25 protein-coding genes are annotated in these 22,473 nt (G+C 38.9%); all 25 read left to right on the top strand.

All coding sequences use genetic code 11. From position 1 onward, the window contains the following. The first annotated feature begins 21 nt into the window (after positions 1 to 21). The 25 genes from MKZ18_RS20210 (at position 22) to MKZ18_RS20090 (ending at position 22,350) form a co-directional block, all read left to right on the top strand. The gene (locus MKZ18_RS20210; protein ID WP_061785827.1) at positions 22 to 465 is read left to right on the top strand and encodes a GNAT family N-acetyltransferase; all 444 of its coding nucleotides are present in this window, start codon (positions 22 to 24) and stop codon (positions 463 to 465) included. 187 nt (positions 466 to 652) lie between these two features. After that, the gene (locus tag MKZ18_RS20205; RefSeq protein ID WP_061785828.1) at positions 653 to 1,693 is read left to right on the top strand and encodes an L-threonylcarbamoyladenylate synthase; all 1,041 of its coding nucleotides are present in this window, start codon (positions 653 to 655) and stop codon (positions 1,691 to 1,693) included. Positions 1,694 to 1,763: 70 nt separating this feature from the next. Beyond that, positions 1,764 to 2,324, top strand: a complete 561-nt coding sequence (locus tag MKZ18_RS20200; protein ID WP_061785829.1) for a manganese efflux pump MntP — start codon at positions 1,764 to 1,766, stop codon at positions 2,322 to 2,324. A 471-nt stretch (positions 2,325 to 2,795) separates the two neighbouring features. After that, entirely contained in the window at positions 2,796 to 3,230 is a 435-nt protein-coding gene (locus MKZ18_RS20195; protein WP_076512296.1) for a low molecular weight protein arginine phosphatase, read from the top strand. A 50-nt stretch (positions 3,231 to 3,280) separates the two neighbouring features. Continuing rightward, on the top strand, positions 3,281 to 3,718 hold the full coding sequence (rpiB, locus tag MKZ18_RS20190) for a ribose 5-phosphate isomerase B (protein WP_061785830.1): 438 nt from the start codon (positions 3,281 to 3,283) through the stop codon (positions 3,716 to 3,718). 24 nt (positions 3,719 to 3,742) lie between these two features. Continuing rightward, the gene (locus tag MKZ18_RS20185; RefSeq protein ID WP_061785831.1) at positions 3,743 to 4,294 is read left to right on the top strand and encodes a TIGR01440 family protein; all 552 of its coding nucleotides are present in this window, start codon (positions 3,743 to 3,745) and stop codon (positions 4,292 to 4,294) included. Positions 4,295 to 4,416: 122 nt separating this feature from the next. Continuing rightward, a complete protein-coding gene (gene glyA / locus MKZ18_RS20180; protein WP_025908750.1) occupies positions 4,417 to 5,661 on the top strand; it encodes a serine hydroxymethyltransferase in 1,245 nt (414 codons plus the stop codon). 275 nt (positions 5,662 to 5,936) lie between these two features. Beyond that, complete coding sequence (gene upp / locus MKZ18_RS20175) at positions 5,937 to 6,566, top strand: uracil phosphoribosyltransferase (protein ID WP_025908751.1); 630 nt, start codon at positions 5,937 to 5,939, stop codon at positions 6,564 to 6,566. Between the two features lie 24 nt (positions 6,567 to 6,590). Further along, positions 6,591 to 7,739 carry a non-hydrolyzing UDP-N-acetylglucosamine 2-epimerase gene (gene wecB / locus MKZ18_RS20170; RefSeq protein WP_025908752.1) on the top strand — a complete coding sequence of 383 codons (1,149 nt, stop codon included), beginning with the start codon at positions 6,591 to 6,593 and terminating at the stop codon, positions 7,737 to 7,739. Between the two features lie 68 nt (positions 7,740 to 7,807). Continuing rightward, positions 7,808 to 10,003 carry a S8 family serine peptidase gene (locus MKZ18_RS20165; RefSeq protein ID WP_061785832.1) on the top strand — a complete coding sequence of 732 codons (2,196 nt, stop codon included), beginning with the start codon at positions 7,808 to 7,810 and terminating at the stop codon, positions 10,001 to 10,003. A 319-nt stretch (positions 10,004 to 10,322) separates the two neighbouring features. After that, on the top strand, positions 10,323 to 10,544 hold the full coding sequence (locus MKZ18_RS20160; RefSeq protein WP_025908754.1) for an AtpZ/AtpI family protein: 222 nt from the start codon (positions 10,323 to 10,325) through the stop codon (positions 10,542 to 10,544). 6 nt (positions 10,545 to 10,550) lie between these two features. Then, entirely contained in the window at positions 10,551 to 10,934 is a 384-nt protein-coding gene (locus MKZ18_RS20155; protein ID WP_061785833.1) for an ATP synthase subunit I, read from the top strand. A gap of 6 nt (positions 10,935 to 10,940) precedes the next feature. Beyond that, complete coding sequence (atpB, locus tag MKZ18_RS20150; protein WP_025908756.1) at positions 10,941 to 11,654, top strand: F0F1 ATP synthase subunit A; 714 nt, start codon at positions 10,941 to 10,943, stop codon at positions 11,652 to 11,654. 91 nt (positions 11,655 to 11,745) lie between these two features. Then, complete coding sequence (gene atpE, locus MKZ18_RS20145; protein WP_025908757.1) at positions 11,746 to 11,958, top strand: F0F1 ATP synthase subunit C; 213 nt, start codon at positions 11,746 to 11,748, stop codon at positions 11,956 to 11,958. A gap of 119 nt (positions 11,959 to 12,077) precedes the next feature. Continuing rightward, positions 12,078 to 12,590, top strand: coding sequence for a F0F1 ATP synthase subunit B (atpF, locus tag MKZ18_RS20140; protein WP_025908758.1), 513 nt, complete (start codon positions 12,078 to 12,080; stop codon positions 12,588 to 12,590). After that, a complete protein-coding gene (locus MKZ18_RS20135) occupies positions 12,587 to 13,132 on the top strand; it encodes a F0F1 ATP synthase subunit delta (protein ID WP_025908759.1) in 546 nt (181 codons plus the stop codon). Before atpF ends, MKZ18_RS20135 begins: the two co-directional genes overlap by 4 nt. A gap of 15 nt (positions 13,133 to 13,147) precedes the next feature. Then, complete coding sequence (atpA, locus tag MKZ18_RS20130; protein ID WP_025908760.1) at positions 13,148 to 14,656, top strand: F0F1 ATP synthase subunit alpha; 1,509 nt, start codon at positions 13,148 to 13,150, stop codon at positions 14,654 to 14,656. A 110-nt stretch (positions 14,657 to 14,766) separates the two neighbouring features. Beyond that, positions 14,767 to 15,624: a F0F1 ATP synthase subunit gamma gene (locus tag MKZ18_RS20125; RefSeq protein ID WP_061785834.1), complete on the top strand. Its 858-nt coding sequence runs from the start codon at positions 14,767 to 14,769 to the stop codon at positions 15,622 to 15,624. A 36-nt stretch (positions 15,625 to 15,660) separates the two neighbouring features. Then, positions 15,661 to 17,082: a F0F1 ATP synthase subunit beta gene (gene atpD / locus MKZ18_RS20120; RefSeq protein WP_025908762.1), complete on the top strand. Its 1,422-nt coding sequence runs from the start codon at positions 15,661 to 15,663 to the stop codon at positions 17,080 to 17,082. Positions 17,083 to 17,107: 25 nt separating this feature from the next. Further along, the gene (locus MKZ18_RS20115; protein ID WP_025908763.1) at positions 17,108 to 17,515 is read left to right on the top strand and encodes a F0F1 ATP synthase subunit epsilon; all 408 of its coding nucleotides are present in this window, start codon (positions 17,108 to 17,110) and stop codon (positions 17,513 to 17,515) included. A 186-nt stretch (positions 17,516 to 17,701) separates the two neighbouring features. Further along, on the top strand, positions 17,702 to 17,941 hold the full coding sequence (locus MKZ18_RS20110) for a DUF1146 family protein (RefSeq protein WP_025908764.1): 240 nt from the start codon (positions 17,702 to 17,704) through the stop codon (positions 17,939 to 17,941). 105 nt (positions 17,942 to 18,046) lie between these two features. Next, complete coding sequence (locus MKZ18_RS20105; protein WP_076512298.1) at positions 18,047 to 18,790, top strand: YwmB family TATA-box binding protein; 744 nt, start codon at positions 18,047 to 18,049, stop codon at positions 18,788 to 18,790. Positions 18,791 to 18,821: 31 nt separating this feature from the next. Beyond that, the gene (murA, locus tag MKZ18_RS20100; protein ID WP_025908766.1) at positions 18,822 to 20,129 is read left to right on the top strand and encodes a UDP-N-acetylglucosamine 1-carboxyvinyltransferase; all 1,308 of its coding nucleotides are present in this window, start codon (positions 18,822 to 18,824) and stop codon (positions 20,127 to 20,129) included. A 153-nt stretch (positions 20,130 to 20,282) separates the two neighbouring features. After that, positions 20,283 to 21,314, top strand: coding sequence for a stage II sporulation protein D (spoIID, locus tag MKZ18_RS20095; protein WP_025908767.1), 1,032 nt, complete (start codon positions 20,283 to 20,285; stop codon positions 21,312 to 21,314). Positions 21,315 to 21,483: 169 nt separating this feature from the next. Further along, positions 21,484 to 22,350 carry a M23 family metallopeptidase gene (locus MKZ18_RS20090; RefSeq protein WP_061785671.1) on the top strand — a complete coding sequence of 289 codons (867 nt, stop codon included), beginning with the start codon at positions 21,484 to 21,486 and terminating at the stop codon, positions 22,348 to 22,350. Positions 22,351 to 22,473: the final 123 nt, after the last annotated feature.

Here is a 22,473-nt window from a genome sequence, read left to right as displayed (position 1 = left end):
ACTAAAATGAGGTGATGAGAAATGAAGGAACAATTAAAGTTAGCAGAAGTGAAAGATTGTGGGCGAATTCAATCTTTCTTAACAAAAGCAGGTATTAGTTCAGAAGGTGTAGCAGAAAGCATTCATCATTTTGTTATTATGGAAGATGAGAATGACGAGCTGTTAGCAACTGTTGGATTTGAAAAAGATGGAGAGCATGGGTTATTACGTTCTCTTGTTGTTTCACCTTCCCTCATGCGATCGGACATTCTATTGTTATTCAAAAGCATTGTACAGCTAGCTAAAAAAAATGATGTTCATCAATTATATTTAGTGACGAACAAGGCTTCGTCCGTACAGTTTTTTTCAATGATGAATTTTCAGCAAATCAGTTACGAAAATTTGCCAGATGGCTTGAAGTATCATTCTTATCTACGAAATCTTTCAAGCTTAGAGCAAGTATATGTAATGGCTTATCAAGATTGAATTTCACACATGTGGATAAAGATCATCCACAAAGTTATTAACAAACAAACAAGCTTTATCCACATTTTGTGGATAAAGCTTGTTTGTTGCAACCGTCTATTGATAAAATAAATTAAAATCTTGTATAAATAGTAGGTAATAGAGATGTTTTTACCTATATATAGTTGTACCAATAGGAGTGAATGAAATGAACACAAAAATCTGGTCTGTGGATAAAGAAATGAAAAATCAAGATAGTTATCCACAGATAGAAGAAGCATCTTTGTTGTTAAGAAACCAAGAAGTCGTTGCGTTTCCTACAGAAACAGTCTATGGGTTAGGGGCAGATGCAACCTCTGAACAGGCTGTGGATAAAATTTTCAAAGCGAAAGGTCGTCCGAGTGATAACCCGCTTATTGTACACATTGGTGACGTGGAACAGTTAGATAGTATTGTAGCCGAGGTGTCAGAAACAGCTCGGGAAATAATGAAAGCTTTTTGGCCAGGACCTATTACGCTCATTTTTCCTAAAAAAGGATTTGTAGCAGAGAACGTTACGGCAGGTTTGGATAGCGTTGCCGTCCGAATGCCTTCGCATCCCGTAGCTCTAGCTTTATTAAAAAAAGCAAGTGTACCAGTAGCTGCACCAAGTGCAAACCTATCCGGAAAGCCAAGTCCAACAAGTGCTCAGCATGTTATGAACGATTTGGAAGGTAGAATTAGTGGAATTGTTGATGGTGGAACGACCGGAGTTGGTCTAGAATCTACGGTACTGGATTGTACGGAAGACATCCCAGTCATTTTACGTCCTGGTGGCGTTACAAAAGAACAATTAGAAGCTTTAATTGGAGAAGTAAGGGTAGACCAAGCTCTTAAAGATGAAAAGGAAGCGCCAAAATCTCCAGGAATGAAGTATACACATTATGCTCCTAATGCGCCGCTCATCATTGTGAAAGGTTCAGAGAAATTTTTACAGGAGCAAGTTGAGTATTTTCAAAAACAAGGAAAGAAAGTTGGAGTTTTAACAACCCATGAAAATAAAAACTCTTATCATGCAGATCAGATTTTAACTTGCGGCTATCGAGATAAGTTAGAAACGGTTGCGAGTGAACTTTATCATGTTTTACGTTCTTTTAACGACTATGACGTAGACGTTATTTTAAGTGAAAGCTTTCCTGAGCATGGAGTAGGTCAAGCTTTAATGAATCGGTTAGTGAAAGCGGCTGGTCATCAGTTTATTGTTCAATAATTTTAGATTCATCTTCTAAACCATTTCGTGCGTGCATAAGGTGAAATAGGCACGTCCGAGGAGGTTGAAGATGGATATTTCAGGATTAATTAGTGAACTGATTACATTAGTTATTATGGCATTTGCGTTAGGAATGGACGCCTTTTCGGTCGGACTTGGAATGGGTCTAGTCCGTTTACGCTTTCGCCAAATTTTTTACATCGGAGTAATAATAGGTCTTTTCCATATATGGATGCCCCTTTTGGGTATGTTTATTGGAAAACTGTTGTCTGATAAGCTGGGAATGTTAGCTACATATGGTGGAGGCGTATTACTTCTCATATTAGGAATACAAATGATTTACTCATCCTTCAAGCGTGACGAAGAGCCGTTTATTAAACCTGTAGGATGGGGATTAATTATCTTTGCATTGGGCGTTAGCTTAGATAGTTTTTCTGTGGGCTTAAGCCTTGGGATTTTTGGAGCAAGAACATTTTTAACAATTATGATTTTCGGCGTAGTAAGTATGCTGTTAACATGGTTAGGTCTTTTGCTTGGAAGACGTGTTCAAGGTTGGTTAGGTTCGTACAGTGAAGCGTTAGGGGGAAGCATTCTCCTTGCATTTGGAATCAAGCTTCTTTTTCAATTATAAATAGCTTATTAATTTAATACTCTAAAAAAGAGGCTGGGACATAAGTAGTTCAGTCCTTACTATACCTGAACGATTGAGAGTTCATAACTTTTAATCGTTCAGGTTTTTTGTTGATTGTGAAAACAATGTTGGAAACAGGGTGGAATGGAGCGTAGGACACTCGACTCCTGCGGGAAAGAGAGGGAAAACGGAGATCCCGCAGCGCAGCGAGGAAGCTCAGGTTCCTCCCCGCGGAAAGCGAGTGGCCGTAGCGCAATGGAACGAACGTGTTGAGACAAACCAAAGAGATGGGAACAGCTATTGTTCGTCTTTTAGAAGCAATCATTTTGTTATGTCCCAAACTCTTTTTTATGCTTACATTTAATGAAAAGTATCATAGGTCATGGGTGTTGAACTCTTCTATCTATTAAGGATAAAATAAAGGCAATGTAAAAAGGGATTATTAGTAGTAAGATAAGGAGAGATTTTAGATTGAAAAAAGTCTTATTTGTTTGTACAGGAAATACATGTCGAAGTCCTATGGCGGCAGCTTGGTTAAGCAGTCAAAAAAAGCGTGGAATAGAAGTAAAATCAGCGGGTTTATTTGCAATGGACGGTCAACCGATTTCTGCGCATGCAGCAGCAGTTTTAGCGCAGCAAGGTATTGATTCATCGCATACATCATCTAGTATTACAAGAGAAATGTTAGATTGGGCAACTCATATTTTTACTATGACAAGTAGTCATAAACAGATGCTGGCAAACCAAGCTCCAGATACTATAGACAAGCTGTTTACGCTAAAAGAATTTGTAGGTGAAAATGGAGACGTTGTCGATCCTTACGGAGGCGATTTATCTGTTTACCAAATGACATTTGAAGAAATGCAGCAGCTTATTAATCGAGCTGTTAAAAAATTAGAAAATTAAAAATGCTAGCTATAAAAGTTACTTTTAATAGCTTATAAGGAGGATCCATTATGAAAGTAGCGATTGCATCAGATCACGGTGGTATAAATATTCGAAAAGAAATTATGCAGTTAATGGAAGAACTAAATGTTGAGTATGTTGACTTAGGCTGTGAGTGCAGTGATTCAGTAGATTATCCAGACTATGCAATTCCAGTTGCTGAAAAAGTGGCAGGTGGAGAGGTTGATAAAGGAATTCTAATTTGTGGAACAGGAATTGGAATGAGTATTGCTGCGAATAAAGTAAAAGGTGTTCGCTGTGCACTTGTCCACGATACGTTTAGCGCAAGGGCGACCAGAGAACATAATGACACAAATGTACTAGCGATGGGTGAGCGTGTGATTGGCCCAGGTTTAGCTAGAGATATTGCTAAGATATGGTTAACAACGGATTTTGAAGGCGGACGTCATGAGAATCGTGTCAACAAAATTAAAGCATATGAAAAGTAAATGATGTAAAGGAGGCGCTTTAGAATGTCTAATGCTCAAGATTGGGCTCGGGAATTAGAAGTTGTGCTAGCAGATTTTTCACAACAGGTAACACTTCAGCAAGATAGTTTGTTTGTAGTTGGTTGCAGTACAAGTGAAGTTGTTGGAGAGCGAATCGGAACATCAGGAACTGAAGAAGCAGCTGAGGTAATCTATGGTAAGCTTCAAGAGTTTGCAAAGGAAAAAGGCATCGATTTAGCGTTTCAATGCTGTGAACATTTAAATCGAGCGCTAGTGGTAGAACGAGAAACCGCGTTAAAGCAAAACTTAGATCTTGTAACGGTTATCCCAGTTCGAAAAGCAGGTGGAGCAATGGCTACGTACGCATATCATCATTTCAATGACCCTGTTATTGTTGAATTTATTAAAGCCGATGCAGGTATTGATATTGGGGATACGTTTATTGGTATGCACTTAAAGCATGTGGCTGTTCCTGTTAGGTGTTCCCTTAAACAAATTGGTCAAGCGCACATGACTATTGCTTATACTCGACCAAAACTAATTGGTGGACCTAGAGCTATTTACGAACGATTGTAAATAAATATATTAATATAATGCACATTTTTTGTTTTTTATTCTAAATAAACCATGTTACAATGTAGATGAATTAATAAAAAACGAACATTGTTCATACGAAACGAAACGAGGAGAGGATTTCGATGGAGAAAAAGTTAGTGCAGCAAGATCCAGCAGTTTATAATGCAATTCAAGATGAATTAGGGCGTCAACGCACAAAAATTGAGTTAATTGCATCAGAAAACTTCGTTACAACGGCAGTAATGGAAGCTCAAGGTTCTGTACTTACAAATAAATATGCAGAAGGTTATCCAGCAAAGCGTTATTATGGTGGCTGCGAGCACGTAGACGTAGTGGAAGACTTAGCTCGTGACCGTGCAAAAGAAATCTTTGGTGCGGAGCATGTGAACGTTCAACCTCACTCAGGTGCTCAAGCAAACATGGCTGTATACTTTACAATTTTAGAGACAGGAGATACGGTTCTTGGTATGAACTTATCTCACGGTGGACATTTAACGCACGGTAGTCCGGTAAACTTCAGCGGTGTGCAGTACAATTTCATTGAATATGGTGTAGATGCAGACACACATCGTATTAACTATGAAGATGTATTAGAAAAAGCACGCACTCATAAACCAAAGCTGATCGTTGCTGGTGCTAGTGCGTACCCTCGTGAAATTGACTTTAAGAAATTCCGTGAAATTGCAGATGAAGTGGGAGCATATTTAATGGTAGACATGGCTCACATTGCTGGACTTGTAGCAGCTGGCCTTCATCCAAACCCGGTTCCACATGCTCATTTCGTTACAACAACTACGCATAAAACATTACGCGGGCCACGTGGTGGAATGATTTTATGTAAAGAAGAATTTGCAAAAGCAATTGATAAATCAATCTTTCCTGGAATCCAAGGTGGACCATTAATGCACGTTATTGCTGCTAAAGCAGTAGCGTTCGGTGAAGCGTTACAAGCTGAATTTAAGCAGTATGCACAAAATATCATCGACAATGCAAATCGCTTAGCAGAAGGGTTAACAAAAGAAGGCTTTAAGTTAGTTTCTGGCGGTACAGATAACCACCTCGTTCTAATTGATGTAAGTTCAATGGGATTAACGGGTAAAGTTGCTGAAAAAGCGTTAGATGAAGTTGGAATTACAACGAATAAAAACACGATTCCTTACGACCAACAAAGTCCATTTGTAACAAGTGGAATTCGTATCGGAACAGCTGCTGTGACAACTCGTGGATTCGGTGCTGAAGAAATGGATGAAATTGCTGCTATCATTGGCTTAACACTAAAGAATATTGATAATGAAGAAAAGTTAGCGGAAGCAACAGCTCGTGTAGAAGCATTAACAAGCAAGTTTGAAATGTATGCATCTTTATAATCTATAAGAAATAGTAAAATGCGAAAAGAAAAGGTGGGGATTTACCCAGCTTTTCTTTTTGTGTCAACGTTTCAAGATGAATGATGTGGTTACACTATTGTTATAGAAAAATATCTATTTTTGGATTAAGCTTGAACTCAAAAATAATTTTCTGTAAAATAGATGCAATGCTTAAGTTATGTTAACGTTATCGTTTTTTTTAAAAAGTAGGTACCATTCAAGCGCTTGAATGGTATTTCAATGTGGACATTTTTAAATTCAAAGGAGAGATTTCAGTGGGCAAAGTATACGTATTCGATCATCCTCTTATTCAACACAAATTAACATACATACGTGATGTAAAAACGGGAACAAAAGAATTCCGTGAGTTAGTAGACGAAGTAGCAAGCTTAATGGCTTTTGAAGCAACTCGTGATTTACCTTTACAAGATGTGGAAATTGAAACGCCAGTATGCAAAACGACTTCAAAAGTAATCGCTGGTAAAAAACTAGGGATTGTACCAATTTTACGTGCAGGTATCGGAATGGTTGATGGTTTCTTAAAATTAATGCCGGCAGCAAAAGTAGGGCATGTTGGCCTGTACCGTGATCCAGAAACACTTCAACCAGTGGAATACTATGTTAAATTACCAAATGATGTAGAAGAGCGTGATTTTATTGTTGTAGATCCGATGCTTGCAACGGGTGGTTCAGCAGTAGAAGCTATTAATTCATTGAAAAAGCGTGGCGCAAAAAACATTAAATTTATGTGCTTAATCGCTTCTCCAGAAGGAGTAGAAATCGTAAAAGAAGCACATCCAGATGTTGATATTTATATCGCAGCTTTAGATGAAAAATTAAATGACCATGGTTATATCGTTCCAGGTTTAGGAGATGCGGGAGACCGTTTATTTGGTACAAAATAATTTCTCAGATACGGGTGATAAATAATGAAGCAACCAGTTAAAGTAATGACGATATTTGGTACTAGACCGGAAGCTATTAAAATGGCGCCACTTGTTCTTGAGCTAAAGAAGCGTCCCAAGGAATTTGAAGCAATTGTGACCGTTACTGCTCAGCACCGTCAAATGCTGGATCAAGTGCTATCCATTTTTGATATCGAACCAGATTATGACTTAAACATTATGAAAGACCGTCAAACATTAATGGATGTAACAACTAGAGGATTAGAAGGTTTAAACGATGTGATGCAAAAAGTAAAGCCGGATATTGTGTTGGTTCATGGAGATACAACAACAACATTTATTGCTGGACTAGCAGCGTTTTATAACCAAATTCCTGTAGGCCATGTAGAAGCAGGTCTTCGCACATGGAATAAATATTCACCTTATCCTGAAGAGATGAATCGCCAGTTGACGGGTGTACTAGCAGATTTACACTTTGCTCCAACAACGAAGTCTTCTGTTAATTTGAAAACAGAAAACAAGAATGAAGAAAACATTTTTGTGACAGGAAACACAGCTATTGATGCGCTAAAAACAACTGTAAAAGATTCGTATGAGCATGAAGTCTTACGTAATCTTGGCAGCGATCGCCTTATCTTATTAACCGCTCACCGTCGTGAAAATTTAGGTGAGCCAATGAAAAATATGTTTAGAGCGGTAAAGCGTATTGTAACTGAACATGATGACGTACAAGTTGTCTATCCTGTGCATCTAAATCCTGTTGTACGTGAAACAGCTAATGATATATTGGGCGATGATGATCGCATTCATCTTATCGAACCGTTAGATGTAATCGACTTCCATAACTTTGCGAATCGAGCACACCTCATTTTAACGGATTCCGGTGGCGTTCAGGAGGAAGCACCTTCTCTTGGTGTACCCGTATTAGTATTGCGTGATACAACGGAGCGTCCAGAGGGCATTGAAGCAGGAACGTTAAAATTAGCTGGCACAGAAGAAGAAACTATTTACAACTTAGCTAAAGAGTTATTAATCGACAAAGCTGTTTATGAAACAATGTCTAAAGCATCTAATCCTTACGGAGACGGCCATGCCTCTGAGCGTATTTGCGATGCGATTAGCTACTACTTTAAACATCGTGAAGAAAGACCTGAAGAATTTAAGCCACTATAAAAAATAAATCTAACACCTCTCACATGAATGCGGTCTCTTTGTGACACGCTATGTAGAGAGGTGTTTTTATGTGGAAAATAACCATTTTATTACTGTCAATGTTTGGAATAAACAGCACAAGCACGTACGGTGAAAGTGTAGAGTTTCCAGATATTCAATCATTTGAAAAACAGGTGCAAAAAACATACATTCTCATGCTGAACGAGCAGAATGTAGCGATTGCCAAACAAGAAATAAAAAAAAAGTATCCAAATGTGAGCATTAACCACGAGTTTCGGGAGGTATTTACAGGGCTATCCGTATCGGGGACTTTATATGACTTACAAAGACTTCGAGAAGAACCTTATATTGATAGTTCGCATGCTTCTGTTTCGTATCATGCAAAAAATGAAGGAAGTGCATCCTACATTGGCAGTGAAAAGGTAAGGGGCATGTTTGATAAGAAAAACCAGCGCTTGACGGGTCGAGGGATAAAGGTTGGAATAATTGATACTGGAATTGACTTTAATCATCCTGATTTAAAGTCAAATTATCGAGGTGGCTATGACGTTGTGGACCAAGATTATTCTCCAATGGAAACAGTAAGCAAGCAAGGAGAACCTACGCTTCATGGTACCCATGTGGCCGGTATTATAGGAGCAAACGGGAAGATGCGCGGAGTAGCACCCGAAGCTGAAATTTATGCCTACCGAGCCCTAGGTCCGGGTGGGTCTGGCTCGTCTGAAAATGTTATTCTAGCTGTTGAAAAAGCAATTCAAGATGGGGTCGATGTCATTAACTTATCGTTAGGAAATGACATTAATGGTCCAGATTTACCTACAAGCTTAGCGTTAAATAAAGCTGTTGAAAAAGGGATCGTAGCAGTAACTTCTAGCGGTAATTCAGGGCCTGGTTTGTGGACCGTAGGCTCTCCTGGAACGGCTCAACAAGCTATTTCGGTTGGTGCTTCAGTTTCTCCGACACGTATTCCATTTATAAAAATGGAAAAGTTATCACAGCAAATTTCTCTATCTCCTTTACCAAATGCCGCGAAGTGGGATATTGATCAGACAATTGTATTAACGGACGCAGGAAGCGGAAGGGAAGTAGCAGATGTTGGAAACAAAGTTGTCCTTATGAAAACAGGAGAAATCTCTCTGTCTAAAAAAATCAGTAAAGCTGAAAAAGCTGGAGCTAAAGCTGTAATTGTATACCATGCTATTAATGGAGTGGTAGACGAGAGTGTAAGTGAATCGTTTTCAATTCCAGTAGTTATGGTTTCGAGTGATGTAGGAGAATCCATAAAGAAAGAAATTCAAAAAGGGAACGCGTATGCATTCGCTTCTATGAAAACTGTAGAAGACATCATTACTCCTTTTAGCTCCAGAGGTCCAGTTACGAGCACTTGGGATATCAAACCTGATGTGGTAGCACCAGGTTACCAAATTAGGAGTACGGTACCGAACGGGTATGAGCCTTTAAATGGAACAAGCATGGCAGCACCTCACGTAGCGGGAGCCTGTGCGTTACTTTTACAGGCTCACCCCAATTGGTCTCCAGAACAAGTAAAAGCGGCACTTATGAGTACGGCAAAGCCAATTCGTAACTTAAAGGGTGAGCTCTATCACTCGTATGAACAAGGAGCAGGAAGAATTCAAGTGGAACGTGCTGTAAAGGCAACAACGCTGTTATCACCTAGCACGCTGTCGTTTGGAGTTTTTGAAGGACAAAGTAACAAAAGGATTAAAATGCGTATTTTTAATGAGGCGAATTACAAAAACGTTTATCATGTTACGCCTCCAACAAAAACGTTTGGAGAAATTTGGAGAGTGCCGCTTTCTTTCACATTGAAGCCGAAAGAAACGAAGACCATTGCAGTTGATCTTCAGGTAAACAGCCATCAAAAGAAAAAAGGCATATATGATGGGCGTTTAGAAATTCGTGATTCACGTGAAACAATATCAATACCCTATTTGTATATGGTTGAAAAGCCAAATTATCCTCGTGTTATGGGACTACAGGCCGTACAGGGAAGTGACGAAAAAACGTATCTATACGAATTGTTTTTGCCTGAAGGAGCAGATGAATTTGGCATTGCTGTTTATGACATAGACACCCTTCGGTTTGTCTCTTATTTAGATGTAGATAAAAAACTAGAAAGAGGGATGTTAAAACGGAAAATTCAGCTGCAGGAAGAGTTGCCCAAAGGTGAGTATAAAGTGTTCGCATACGCTAAAAAAGATGGTAAAACAGAGGTAGCAAACGCAGGGCTAGTAATTGAGTAAAAGGGCGTAAAACCAAGGTTTTACGCCCTTTTACATTGGTCTTATTTAAATATGAAATATGTGTGGCAAAAATGTGAACATCCCTTTTTAGATTGTGAAGTTTTTAGCTTAAACACATTGACATTAAATATGCGCTATTGTATGCTAACAATGGATATAAATGATAAGGTTTTCAACACTTGAAAATCAAGGTTCGCTTGTGTTTTTGACTAACTGTTTTTAACTTTTTTGGTAATTTATACATAAGCTCGCATATTTTTAGAGTAGAGTATGTAGATTTTTTTGAAAAAAAAGAATTTACCAAAAAGGGGTTTTCAAAATGACTAAGCAAAAACGGCATTCATTACAAGCGATTGCATTGATGTCCACCATTCTTTCTCAGTTAGCAGGTTCCGTATTAATCGGTCTATTTGGTGGCAAATGGATTGATGGAAAAGTTGGGACTGAGCCACTTTTTTTAGTTTTAGGCCTTCTTTTAGGGCTTGCAGTTGGCGTCTATGCCATGCTGCGTACAGTCCGACAATTTTTTTCAGGAGATTAATAATCCATGCAAGAATTGCAACATTTATTTCCAAGACTTCGATCCTACATATTTTATTTACTAGCACTATACGTTCTCGGATGGGGATTTACTCCTTATCAAACCGTGTTTTTAGGCCTGATTTTAGGTACAGCACTCAGTTTGTATAACCTTTGGGTTTTAGTAAGAAGGGCTAAACAGTTTGGACAAGCGCTGGATGAAGGAAAACGACCTCGTTCAGTAGGAACATTTGCAAGGTTTGCAACCGCTGCTCTAGCAGTTGTAATTACAATCTCTTATTCAAATACTTTTCATATTATTGGTGTAGTTATGGGATTAATGACATCCTATCTTGTCATTATCATAGATTTAGTTGTTCAAAATATACGCAGGAGATGGGAAGAGAGGTGAATATAGTTGGGTCATGAATCACCAACTCAAGATTTCTTTGGTCTTACGTTTAATCTCAGTAACATGTTGATGATTACCGTGGCGTCAGTCATTGTGTTTTTAATTGCAGTTTTATGTACTCGTACTTTAGCAATGAAGCCTACAGGTATGCAAAACTTCCTGGAATGGGTATTAGACTTTGTGAAAGGCCTCATTAACAGCACAATGGATTGGAAGACGGGTGGTCGTTTCTTAACATTAGGTGTAACGCTACTAATGTATATCTTTGTCGCCAATATGTTAGGATTACCATTTGCCGTTGTTGTCGATCACGAATTATGGTGGAAATCACCGACTGCTGATCCGACGATTACATTGACTCTAGCAGCAATGGTCGTTGTCTTATCACATTATTATGGTATTAAGATGAAGGGATTTGCAGAATATGGTCGAGATTACTTCAAACCAATGCCTTTTCTATTCCCATTAAAGATTATTGAAGAGTTTGCAAATACGCTAACGCTTGGTCTACGTCTTTTCGGGAATATCTATGCAGGAGAAATTCTGTTAACTTTATTAGCAGGGCTTGCTACAAGTGGTACTGCTCTTGGATTATTTGGGGCAGTTGTGCCAACATTGGCATGGCAAGGCTTCAGTATTTTCGTAGGTGCAATTCAAGCTTTTATCTTTACAATGTTAACAATGGTTTACCTGGCACACAAAGTGAGTCAAGACCATTAATTTATAAAACCTTCGCTCAAGCTTTACCCGTTTTGAGCGAGTTTAAAACATGTTGAAAAAATTCTATTTCACTAAGGGAGGACTTTATAAAATGGGTTTATTAGCAGCTGCAATTGCAATTGGTTTAGCGGCACTAGGTGCTGGTATCGGTAACGGTCTTATCGTATCAAAAACAGTAGAAGGTATCGCTCGCCAACCAGAAGCACGTGGTACATTAACAACGACAATGTTCATCGGGGTTGCATTAGTAGAGGCGATTCCTATTATCGCTGTAGTAATCGCGTTCATGGTTCAAGGTCAATAATCAGTAACTTAAAACGTTTAAAAGTGGCGAAGATCATTCGAAAAGAACCTTCGCCATTGCTTTATGTCTTTAATGAGCAAAATCATAGATGTTAAGTCTTTGAAGGGAGTGAAGCAGCCGTGTCAAATACGTTTGTATTAGGAGCATCAGGCTTTAACGGTGGAGATATTTTATTCCAATTAGTAATGTTCCTTATCTTGCTAGCATTGTTACGTAAGTTCGCGTTTGGTCCAGTAATGGGTATCATGAAACAGCGTGAAGAGCATATTGCAAGTGAAATTGATTCAGCTGAACAGCAGAATCAACAAGCACAGAAGCTTGTTGAGGAGCAGCGCGAGCTGTTAAAACAGTCTCGTGAAGAGGTTCAAGTTTTAATGGAAAACGCAAGAAAATCTGCTGAAGAGAAAAAAGAAGAAATTGTTGCTGCTGCGCGTGAAGAGTCTGAGCGTTTAAAAGCATTAGCAAAACAAGAAATTCAGCAAGAAAAAGATCAAGCAGTTACTGCACTTCGTGAGCAAGTTGCATCATTATCTGTATTAATCGCGTCGAAAGTGATTGAAAAAGAATTGTCAGAGCAAGATCAAGAGAAATTGATCAATGAGTACATTCAAGAAGTAGGGGATGTACGATGAGTCAGTCGGCAGTCGCGAAGCGTTATGCATTAGCTCTTTTTCAATTAGCTTCTGAAAAGCAATCAATCGATGCTTTACAAGAAGAGTTAGACGTAGTGGAAGCAGTTTTCGCTCAAAACGATGATTTAATTGAAGTGTTAACGCATCCAAAAATTTCAACCAACCGAAAAAAAGACTTAGTTCGCCAAACGTTTTCAACGTTGACAGAAACGGTTCAAAATACGCTCCTTTTATTATTAGATCGTCATCGCATCCAAGTAGTAGGGGAGATTACTCGTGAGTATCGTGCTCTTGCAAATGAAGCACGAGGTGTAGCTGCAGCTACAGTATACTCTGTAAAAGCATTATCTTCAGATGAAGAGCGTGCTATTTCTGAAACATTTGCACCAAAAGTAGGAAAGCATTCATTATATATTTCAAATGTAATCGATAAGAGCCTAATCGGCGGCGTGAAGCTTCGCATCGGCAACCGTATTTATGACGGAAGTATTTCCGGAAAATTAGAATCGGTACATCGCGAACTTCTTGCACATAGATCGTAGATAGGGGTGAAATTCATGAGCATCAAAGCTGAAGAAATTAGTGCGCTGATAAAACAGCAAATTGAAAACTATCAGTCTGAGATTAAAGTGAGTGATGTAGGTACTGTTATCCAAGTTGGGGATGGTATCGCACGTGCTCATGGCCTCGACAATGTCATGGCTGGAGAGTTAGTTGAATTTTCAAATGGTGTCATGGGTATGGCACAAAACTTAGAGGAAAACAATGTCGGTATCGTTATCTTAGGACCTTACACTGGAATTCGTGAAGGGGATGAGGTACGTCGTACAGGAAGAATCATGGAAGTTCCTGTAGGGGAACAATTAATTGGTCGTGTTGTAAACTCATTAGGTCAACCTGTAGACGGCTTAGGCCCAATTGGAACAACAAAAACACGTCCAATTGAAAGCCAAGCTCCTGGCGTTATGGATCGTAAATCTGTACATGAGCCACTTCAAACAGGTATTAAAGCGATTGACGCTCTTGTACCAATTGGTCGAGGTCAGCGTGAGCTTATCATTGGTGACCGCCAAACAGGTAAAACATCTGTAGCAATTGATACAATTTTAAATCAAAAAGACCAAGATATGGTTTGTATTTACGTAGCTATTGGGCAAAAAGAGTCAACAGTACGTAACGTAGTAGAGACATTGCGTAAGCATGGAGCGCTTGATTACACAATTGTTGTAACAGCATCTGCTTCTCAACCAGCACCAATGCTGTTCTTAGCACCTTATGCTGGTGTAACAATGGGTGAAGAGTTCATGTATAACGGCAAACACGTACTTGTTATCTATGATGATTTAACAAAACAAGCATCTGCATACCGTGAACTTTCATTATTACTTCGTCGTCCTCCAGGTCGTGAAGCATATCCAGGGGATGTATTCTACTTACATTCTCGTTTATTAGAGCGTGCTGCAAAACTATCAGACGCTAAAGGTGGAGGGTCATTAACAGCTCTTCCATTTATCGAAACACAAGCAGGAGACGTATCTGCTTATATTCCAACAAACGTAATCTCGATTACGGATGGACAGATTTTCTTGCAGTCTGACTTATTCTTCTCAGGTGTACGCCCAGCGATTAACGCAGGTCTTTCAGTATCACGTGTAGGTGGATCAGCTCAGATTAAAGCGATGAAGAAAGTAGCTGGAACGCTACGTTTGGATTTAGCATCTTATCGTGAGCTTGAATCATTTGCTCAGTTTGGATCAGACCTTGACCAAGCTACACAAGCAAAGCTTAACCGTGGTGCACGTACAGTAGAAGTATTAAAACAAGGCTTACACAAGCCGCTTCGTGTAGAAAAACAAGTAGCGATTTTATATGCGTTAACAAAAGGCTTCTTAGATGATGTGCCAGTTGCTGATATCACTCGTTTCGAAGATGAGTACTTAGCATGGTTAGATTCAAATCGTAAAGAAGTTCTTGAAACAATTCGTACAACTGGTGGACTGCCTGAAGATGGTGCATTTGAGTCTGCTCTTGAAGTGTTCAAGAAAACATTTGTAGCATCTGAGTAATCGTTAATTTTGTCAAAATGGTATGTTAAGACAAGCTTTTATTAAGGTAAAGGTGAACTTATGTTCACCTTTCATACCACGTGATCTTCTAAAACAAGGTGGTGAAACCTGTGGCATCATTACGTGATATACAAACGAGAATTACATCAACGAAAAAAACGAGTCAAATTACAAAAGCAATGGAAATGGTTTCAGCTGCAAAGTTAAACCGTGCCGAGCAGAACGCTAAGTCTTTTGTTCCTTATATGGAAAAGATTCAAGAAGTAGTTGCAAGCGTAGCAGGAGGCAGTAAAGGCGCTGCACATCCAATGTTAACGGCTCGTCCTATTAAGAAAACGGGATACATTGTCATTACTTCGGATCGTGGCTTAGCGGGAGCTTATAATAGTAACGTTTTGCGCGCTGTCTCACAAGCAATTGAAAAACGTCATACATCTCCAGATGAGTATGGTGTAATTGCAATTGGGAAAGTCGGGCGTGACTTCTTTATAAAGCGTGGTATTCCAGTGTTTTTAGAAATTACTGGTTTATCCGACCAACCATCTTTTGCTGATATTCAAGGAATTACTTCGCAAACGGTGCATATGTTTGCGGACGGTACATTTGATGAATTGTATTTGTACTATAATCATTTTATTAATACAATCTCTCAAGAAGTAACGGAAAAGAAGCTGTTGCCGTTAGCTGACTTAGCTCCAACAGGAAAGCTTGTATCCTATGAATTCGAGCCTTCTCAAGAAGAGATATTAGAAGTGCTATTGCCGCAATATGCAGAAAGCCTTATTTATGGTGGCTTACTGGATGGAAAAGCAAGTGAGCACGCAGCGCGTATGACAGCGATGAAAAATGCAACGGATAATGCAAAAGACCTTATTAATAATCTTACCCTATCATATAACCGTGCTCGTCAAGCAGCAATCACGCAAGAAATTACGGAGATTGTTGGTGGAGCAGCGGCTCTAGAATAGAAATAAGACTTGAAAAGCAAGTTAGGAGGGAACACGATGGCAAAAGGACGCGTTACTCAAATCATGGGTCCAGTTGTAGACGTAAAGTTTGACAGCGGACACCTTCCAGCAATCTATAACGCCCTTAAAATTTCTCATAAACCTGTTAGTGAAAGTGAAGTAGCAATCGAATTAACATTAGAAGTTGCGATTCACTTAGGTGATAATACAGTTCGTGCAGTAGCAATGTCTTCAACTGATGGATTAGTTCGTGGACTAGAAGTAGAAGATACAGGAGCACCAATTTCTGTACCAGTTGGTGATGTAACTTTAGGTCGTGTGTTTAACGTATTAGGTGAGCATATTGATTTAGATGGACCAATCAGTGCGGGAGTTCGTCGTGATCCCATTCACCGCGAAGCACCAAAATTTGAAAACTTATCTACACAAGCTGAAATTCTCGAAACAGGAATTAAAGTAGTTGACCTTTTAGCTCCTTATATTAAAGGTGGTAAAATCGGTTTGTTCGGTGGAGCCGGTGTAGGTAAAACTGTACTTATCCAAGAGTTAATCAATAACATCGCACAAGAGCACGGCGGTATCTCAGTATTCGCAGGTGTAGGTGAACGTACTCGTGAGGGGAACGATCTATACCACGAAATGACAGATTCTGGCGTTATTAAAAAGACGGCGATGGTATTTGGTCAAATGAACGAACCACCTGGAGCACGTCAACGTGTTGCATTAACTGGTTTAACAATGGCTGAATATTTCCGTGATGAGCAAGGACAAGACGTTCTGTTCTTTATCGACAACATCTTCCGCTTTACACAAGCCGGTTCAGAAGTATCAGCCCTACTTGGTCGTATGCCTTCAGCGGTAGGTTACCAACCTACACTAGCAACGGAAATGGGTCAATTGCAAGAGCGTATCACATCTACGAGCGTTGGTTCTGTAACATCAATCCAAGCGATTTATGTACCAGCCGATGACTATACGGATCCAGCTCCTGCAACGACGTTTGCTCACTTAGATGCAACAACTAACCTAGAGCGTAAGCTATCTGAAATGGGTATTTACCCAGCGGTAGATCCATTAGCTTCGACTTCTCGTGCGCTTTCTCCTGAAATCGTAGGTGAAGAGCATTATAATGTTGCACGTCAAGTTCAGCAAACATTACAGCGCTATAAAGAATTACAAGATATTATTGCAATCCTAGGTATGGACGAGTTATCTGATGAAGATAAACTTGTTGTCCAACGTGCTCGTCGTGTTCAATTCTTCTTATCTCAAAACTTCCACGTTGCGGAGCAATTTACTGGTCAGAAAGGTTCATATGTACCAGTTAAAGAAACGGTTCAAGGATTTAAAGAAATCCTTGAAGGTAAATATGATCATTTACCAGAAGATGCTTTCCGTCTAGTAGGACGTATTGAAGAAGTAGTTGAAAAAGCGAAAAGCATGGGAGTAGAAGTATAATATAGGGACATAGGAGGTTTTTTGAATGAAGACAATCCATGTCAGTGTAGTCACTCCTGATGGCCCAGTTTACGATTCGGAAGTGGAAATGGTCAGTGCAAAAGCCCAAAGTGGTGAACTCGGTATCTTACATGGACATATTCCGATGGTAGCTCCATTACAAATTGGAGCCGTCCGCTTGAAAAAAGGAAGCAGCAGTGATGAAGTTGTAGCTGTTAGTGGAGGCTTTCTTGAAGTAAGACCTGACAAAGTAACAATCTTAGCACAGGCAGCAGAAACGTCAGATATGATTGATGTTTCTCGTGCAGAAGAAGCAAAAAATAGAGCGGAAACACGACTGCAAAGCAAGCAGGATGACGTTGATTTTAAACGTGCTGAGTTAGCTTTAAAGCGTGCTTTAAATCGCATAGAAGTTACTAAACAGAAAATGTAATAACAAAAGCCTCCTTAAGCTTTTAAGGGGGCTTTTTTATATAAACAAGAGGGTTAATTTAGTTAAAATATGTAAATTAAGTTATATAGAGGTAAACCTTTGCACATTGCGCTCGACTGTGATTAAATGAGATAGTGGCTCTTCTTTGTTGTTTATCATTTATCATTATGCTAAGGAGGTGTGATCATGCTAATTGGTGGTATTGGTCCGCAGGCGCTATTAGCGATGGTTTCTCACCTTATTTTTATTGTAATTACATGGTATGCGCTTCAAGGTTTTCAGATTGAGAAATTAATGAAGCCAAATCGTGTAGTACAAGCAAGAATCATGTTAATCTTGCTTACCATTACAATCGCGTCCACGGTTAGTAATTTCTTTTTGGATTACTTATTCTGGTCGCAGCGAATCCCTTCCTTATTTCAATAGAAAATAGTTCTTCCCTCTTAAAAGGCTGTCTAAAAATGACGACGAAACAGGTGTATTCATCTGGTTAATTTGGACAGGCTGATAGTAAGAAGAGGGAGTGAGGAAATGGGAAAAAAAATTAGTGTCTTTTTGGCTATTTTCATTGTAGGTGTAATCGTATATTATGGAAGTTACGTGACCAATGCACAAGCTTCAAATTCAACGCTTGAAAAAATGGTTAACGTCTTAAATAAAGAAGCTGTAGAGATGAAAGAATGGTCATTGTATGCACGTGAAGAAGCTACAGACGTTACTAGTCTAGTAAACTTCCAAATGAAATCAAAACAGCTTCAAACTAAATATAAAGGTTTTAAATGGGACATTAAAAGGGAAAACGGTGTATGGAAAGCTAAAGGTACAAGACAAGCGGGATCTGTGAAAGAATTGATTATGTTAACCTATACGGGAGATAAAAAAAGCACAGGTGGATATATCTCATATGAGTTAATAGGACAAGAATTCACGACTCAAAATGTCAGCGATGCCGAGGGGATTTTTAAAGACAATTATGAGAAACTTTTCCTAACAAATCCATTAATTTTCTCTTGTATAAAAGGTGAAATAAATGATAAGATGGAAAGTGTTTTGTCTTTACAAGTCAAGCAATTACTAACAGCATTCAATGCCCAGCAGATTGAATCGCTAATGGAAGAGTCATTTGTATCAGTATCAGCATATACTGGACTGTGGGAAGAAGCTCTTTCAAGTCAACAACAGGAAATGAACTTACAAATTGCATTACGCAAGACAGGAATGGGCGGCCAAACAACCCTGGTTGTTGGCACACCTATTATTACGTCTGAATATTAATATATAGAAAATGGACGCGGAGGGGAATACCTTGGAAAAAATCATCGTCCGCGGTGGAAATAGATTAAACGGTACAGTAAAAGTAGAAGGTGCAAAGAATGCCGTTTTACCTATTATCACTGCAACATTATTAGCTAGTGATGGAAAAAGCATTTTAAATGATGTACCAGCTCTCTCCGATGTATTTACGATTGGCGAAGTTTTAAGACATCTGAATGCAGAAGTGGATTTTGAAACAAATCGTGTAGTTGTAGATGCATCAAGAGAATTAGAAACAGATGCACCTTTTGAGTATGTAAGAAAAATGCGAGCATCTGTATTAGTAATGGGTTCTTTATTAGCCCGTACTGGTAAAGCGCGTGTTGCATTACCAGGTGGATGTGCAATTGGTTCTCGTCCAATTGATCAGCACCTTAAAGGCTTTGAAGCAATGGGAGCAAAAGTTACGGTTGGAAACGGCTTTATCTATGCTGAAGTTGAAGGAAGATTACAAGGTGCAAAGATTTATTTAGATTTCCCAAGTGTAGGTGCTACTGAAAATATCATGATGGCAGCAACGCTTGCTGAAGGTACAACAATTATTGAAAACGTAGCAAAAGAGCCTGAAATTGTGGATTTAGCAAACTTCTTAAATGCGATGGGCGCGAAAGTACGTGGGGCTGGAACTGGTACAATCCGAATTGAAGGTGTTAACAAATTATATGGTGCCGAACATTCAATTATTCCGGATCGCGTTGAAGCGGGTACGTTTATGGTAGCAGCGGCAATTACAGGTGGAGATGTGCTTGTACGCGGTGCTGTATCTGAACATTTGAGCTCGTTGATAGCGAAGATGGAAGAAATGGGTGTCAAGATTATTGAAGAAGGCGATGGACTGCGTGTTATTGGGCCAGAGAAATTAAAGCCTGTTGATATTAAAACGATGCCACATCCTGGCTTCCCAACAGATATGCAATCTCAAATGATGGCATTATTATTAGCAGCTGAAGGCACAAGTATGATTACAGAAACAGTTTTCGAAAATCGCTTTATGCATGTCGAAGAGTTTCGTCGTATGAATGCAGATATTAAAATTGAAGGTCGTTCTGTTATTATTAATGGTCCTTCAAAATTACAAGGCGCAGAAGTGGCAGCAACGGATTTACGTGCAGCAGCAGCATTAACGCTTGCTGGCTTAGTAGCTGATGGCTATACGCGCGTTACTGAATTAAAGCATCTAGATCGTGGCTATGTGAACTTCCACCAAAAGCTAGCAGGATTAGGTGCTGATATTGAACGTGTAAATGATAAAACGCATCAAGTTGAAATATCGCAACAAGTATCTGATGTAAATATGTAAAAAAAGTATCTCGCTTTGTCGAGATACTTTTTTTTATGGACAAATTTAGAAAAGGTTTTGGAGTGTCATAAAAGCTTGTCCCTATCCATAAATATGAACTATAAGGATTGTTGAGTTCCTTGATAAATTCATAGATATGGAGGCTCTGTATACATGAAGCAAATAAAGCCAATGATTATTCTCGCAGCGATCTTCTTTCTCGTCATTCTTTTAATTCCAACTTTATTGGTGATACCTTTTATTGAAAAGGAAAGCGAGCCATTAACGAATGAAGAGAATAAAAAAGCGGAGCAGTCTGAGGTACAGAAATCACCTGGCTCACAGTTAGATGTTGATGTGGGCGTATACCGCTCTCAGTCAGAGCAGGTAGAGACACTACCTCTAGAAGAGTACCTAGTGGGCGTGGTAGCGGCTGAAATGCCTGCAGAATTTGAATTGGAAGCATTAAAAGCGCAAAGTCTAGCAGCACGCACTTACACTGTTCAAAAGCTTATGAATAGAGCAAATGCGGGCTTACCAGAAGGTGCAGACATTACAGATACTGTTAACGATCAAGTATATTTAAGTGAAAAAGAATTAAAGAAGCATTGGGGAAAAGAATATGAGTGGAAAATCAAAAAAGTGAAAGAAGCGGTTAAAAAAACGCAAGGACAAATCTTGACGTATAACAATAAGCCCATTGATGCCACGTTCTTTTCAACTAGCAATGGCTATACAGAAAACTCAGAGTCGGTGTGGTCAAATTCTATTCCTTATTTAAAGAGCGTAGAGAGTCATTGGGATACGAAATCACCTAAGTTTAAAAATGAAAAGATGATGTCTATTTCAGAGTTTGAACAGAAACTAGGCGTCAATATTTCACAGTCTACTGATATAGGTGATATTATTTCAAAAACGCCTGGAAAAAGAGTAGACTATGTGAAGGTTGGCGATAAAAAGATAGCTGGGACTGTGGTGCGTAATAAACTAAACCTGTCTTCAGCTGATTTTACATGGAAACGTGAAAATGATCATATTGTCATTGAAACCAAGGGGTATGGACATGGGATTGGTATGAGTCAATACGGTGCTAACGGTATGGCTATGGAGGGTAAATCTTATAAAGATATTGTGACACATTATTATACAGGAGTAGCAATTGCAGGTTCAGACCAGTATGTTGCACAGTTAACAGCTAAAAAATAAACAGTAAAGTTTACTTTAGGCAAAAATCTAGAGTAAGCTTTTTTTTAGGGAAAATAAATCACTGTGTGTATATTTTTAAAACCTTTGTCGAAAAATAATCGAAAAAAACTTTTAGGTTGTGTATATATTCTTAAAATTGTGTTCAGACTGATTGCTGAGGTGATGATACATGAGAGAGGAAGAAAAGAAACGTACTTCTCAACAATCAAAGGTTCACAAACTTTTTAGAAAGCGTTGGATTTTTCCAGCAATCTATCTGGCAAGCGCAGCAATTATCCTTACAGCCGTTCTTTGGTTTCAAGCGAATGGAAATAATAACCTAAGCGAAGATGCTAAAGATCGTTATGGACAAGATGGAACTGCATATACAGAAGATGCCATGGAAGTAAACGCATCGCTTGAGAATTTAAAAATGCCACTTGTAAATGATAAGGATGCTGTTGTAAAGAAACCATTTTACGATGATCAAGCATCAAAGAAACAACAAGAAGCAGCACTCGTATTTTATAATAATACGTATCACCCAAACACAGGCGTTGATTTAGCTATAGAAGGTGATAAATCATTTGATGTAACAGCAGCAGCAAGTGGAACTGTTACAAAAGCAGAAAAAGACCCGTTACTTGGATTTGTAATTGAAGTGGATCACAAAGATGGACTTGTTACCCAATATCAATCTTTAGATGAAGCAACTGTTGAAGTAGGAGATGTTGTGAAACAAGGTCAAGTACTTGCCAAAGCTGGAAAGAACTTATACAACCAGGAAGCGAATAACCATGTTCACTTTGAAATTCGCAAAGATGGTGTTGCTATAAACCCTAGCGATTACTTTGGTAAATCAGTCGCTTCTATTAAAGAAGTGAAAGCTGCTGAGGTTACAGAACAACAACCTACTACAGCTGAAGAGCCATTAAAAGATGAAGAAACATCAAAGGATAAAGAAGAGTCAAAGCAGGAAGATAAAACTGGTGACGAAGCACCTAAAGCTCCTGAAAATAAAGAGCAATCAGCAGATGAATCAAAATCAAATGCATAATATAAACCACTAGAAGCCTTCCTTCTCTTAAGTTCAATTCTGGATTAAGAGAAGGAGGTTTTTTCTCTATTTTTTAATAAAATAGATGAAATTTTTAAAAAAATAAAATAAATCACTTGTCCC

It is taken from the genome of Priestia sp. FSL W8-0001, from assembly GCF_038050335.1.
Taxonomy (GTDB): Bacteria; Bacillota; Bacilli; order Bacillales; family Bacillaceae_H; genus Priestia; species Priestia flexa.
This window is presented reverse-complemented; position numbering and strand designations above follow the sequence as displayed.

Bases quoted from the DNA above. Each gene is read 5' to 3' on its own strand.
- MKZ18_RS20210 (WP_061785827.1), top strand. From the start codon at position 22: ATGAAGGAACAATTAAAGTTAGCAGAAGTGAAAGATTGTGGGCGAATT.
- MKZ18_RS20205 (WP_061785828.1), top strand. From the start codon at position 653: ATGAACACAAAAATCTGGTCTGTGGATAAAGAAATGAAAAATCAAGAT.
- MKZ18_RS20200 (WP_061785829.1), top strand. From the start codon at position 1,764: ATGGATATTTCAGGATTAATTAGTGAACTGATTACATTAGTTATTATG.
- rpiB (WP_061785830.1), top strand. From the start codon at position 3,281: ATGAAAGTAGCGATTGCATCAGATCACGGTGGTATAAATATTCGAAAA.
- MKZ18_RS20185 (WP_061785831.1), top strand. From the start codon at position 3,743: ATGTCTAATGCTCAAGATTGGGCTCGGGAATTAGAAGTTGTGCTAGCA.
- glyA (WP_025908750.1), top strand. From the start codon at position 4,417: ATGGAGAAAAAGTTAGTGCAGCAAGATCCAGCAGTTTATAATGCAATT.
- wecB (WP_025908752.1), top strand. From the start codon at position 6,591: ATGAAGCAACCAGTTAAAGTAATGACGATATTTGGTACTAGACCGGAA.
- MKZ18_RS20165 (WP_061785832.1), top strand. From the start codon at position 7,808: ATGTGGAAAATAACCATTTTATTACTGTCAATGTTTGGAATAAACAGC.
- MKZ18_RS20160 (WP_025908754.1), top strand. From the start codon at position 10,323: ATGACTAAGCAAAAACGGCATTCATTACAAGCGATTGCATTGATGTCC.
- MKZ18_RS20155 (WP_061785833.1), top strand. From the start codon at position 10,551: ATGCAAGAATTGCAACATTTATTTCCAAGACTTCGATCCTACATATTT.
- atpE (WP_025908757.1), top strand. From the start codon at position 11,746: ATGGGTTTATTAGCAGCTGCAATTGCAATTGGTTTAGCGGCACTAGGT.
- MKZ18_RS20135 (WP_025908759.1), top strand. From the start codon at position 12,587: ATGAGTCAGTCGGCAGTCGCGAAGCGTTATGCATTAGCTCTTTTTCAA.
- atpA (WP_025908760.1), top strand. From the start codon at position 13,148: ATGAGCATCAAAGCTGAAGAAATTAGTGCGCTGATAAAACAGCAAATT.
- atpD (WP_025908762.1), top strand. From the start codon at position 15,661: ATGGCAAAAGGACGCGTTACTCAAATCATGGGTCCAGTTGTAGACGTA.
- MKZ18_RS20115 (WP_025908763.1), top strand. From the start codon at position 17,108: ATGAAGACAATCCATGTCAGTGTAGTCACTCCTGATGGCCCAGTTTAC.
- MKZ18_RS20110 (WP_025908764.1), top strand. From the start codon at position 17,702: ATGCTAATTGGTGGTATTGGTCCGCAGGCGCTATTAGCGATGGTTTCT.
- MKZ18_RS20105 (WP_076512298.1), top strand. From the start codon at position 18,047: ATGGGAAAAAAAATTAGTGTCTTTTTGGCTATTTTCATTGTAGGTGTA.
- spoIID (WP_025908767.1), top strand. From the start codon at position 20,283: ATGAAGCAAATAAAGCCAATGATTATTCTCGCAGCGATCTTCTTTCTC.
- MKZ18_RS20090 (WP_061785671.1), top strand. From the start codon at position 21,484: ATGAGAGAGGAAGAAAAGAAACGTACTTCTCAACAATCAAAGGTTCAC.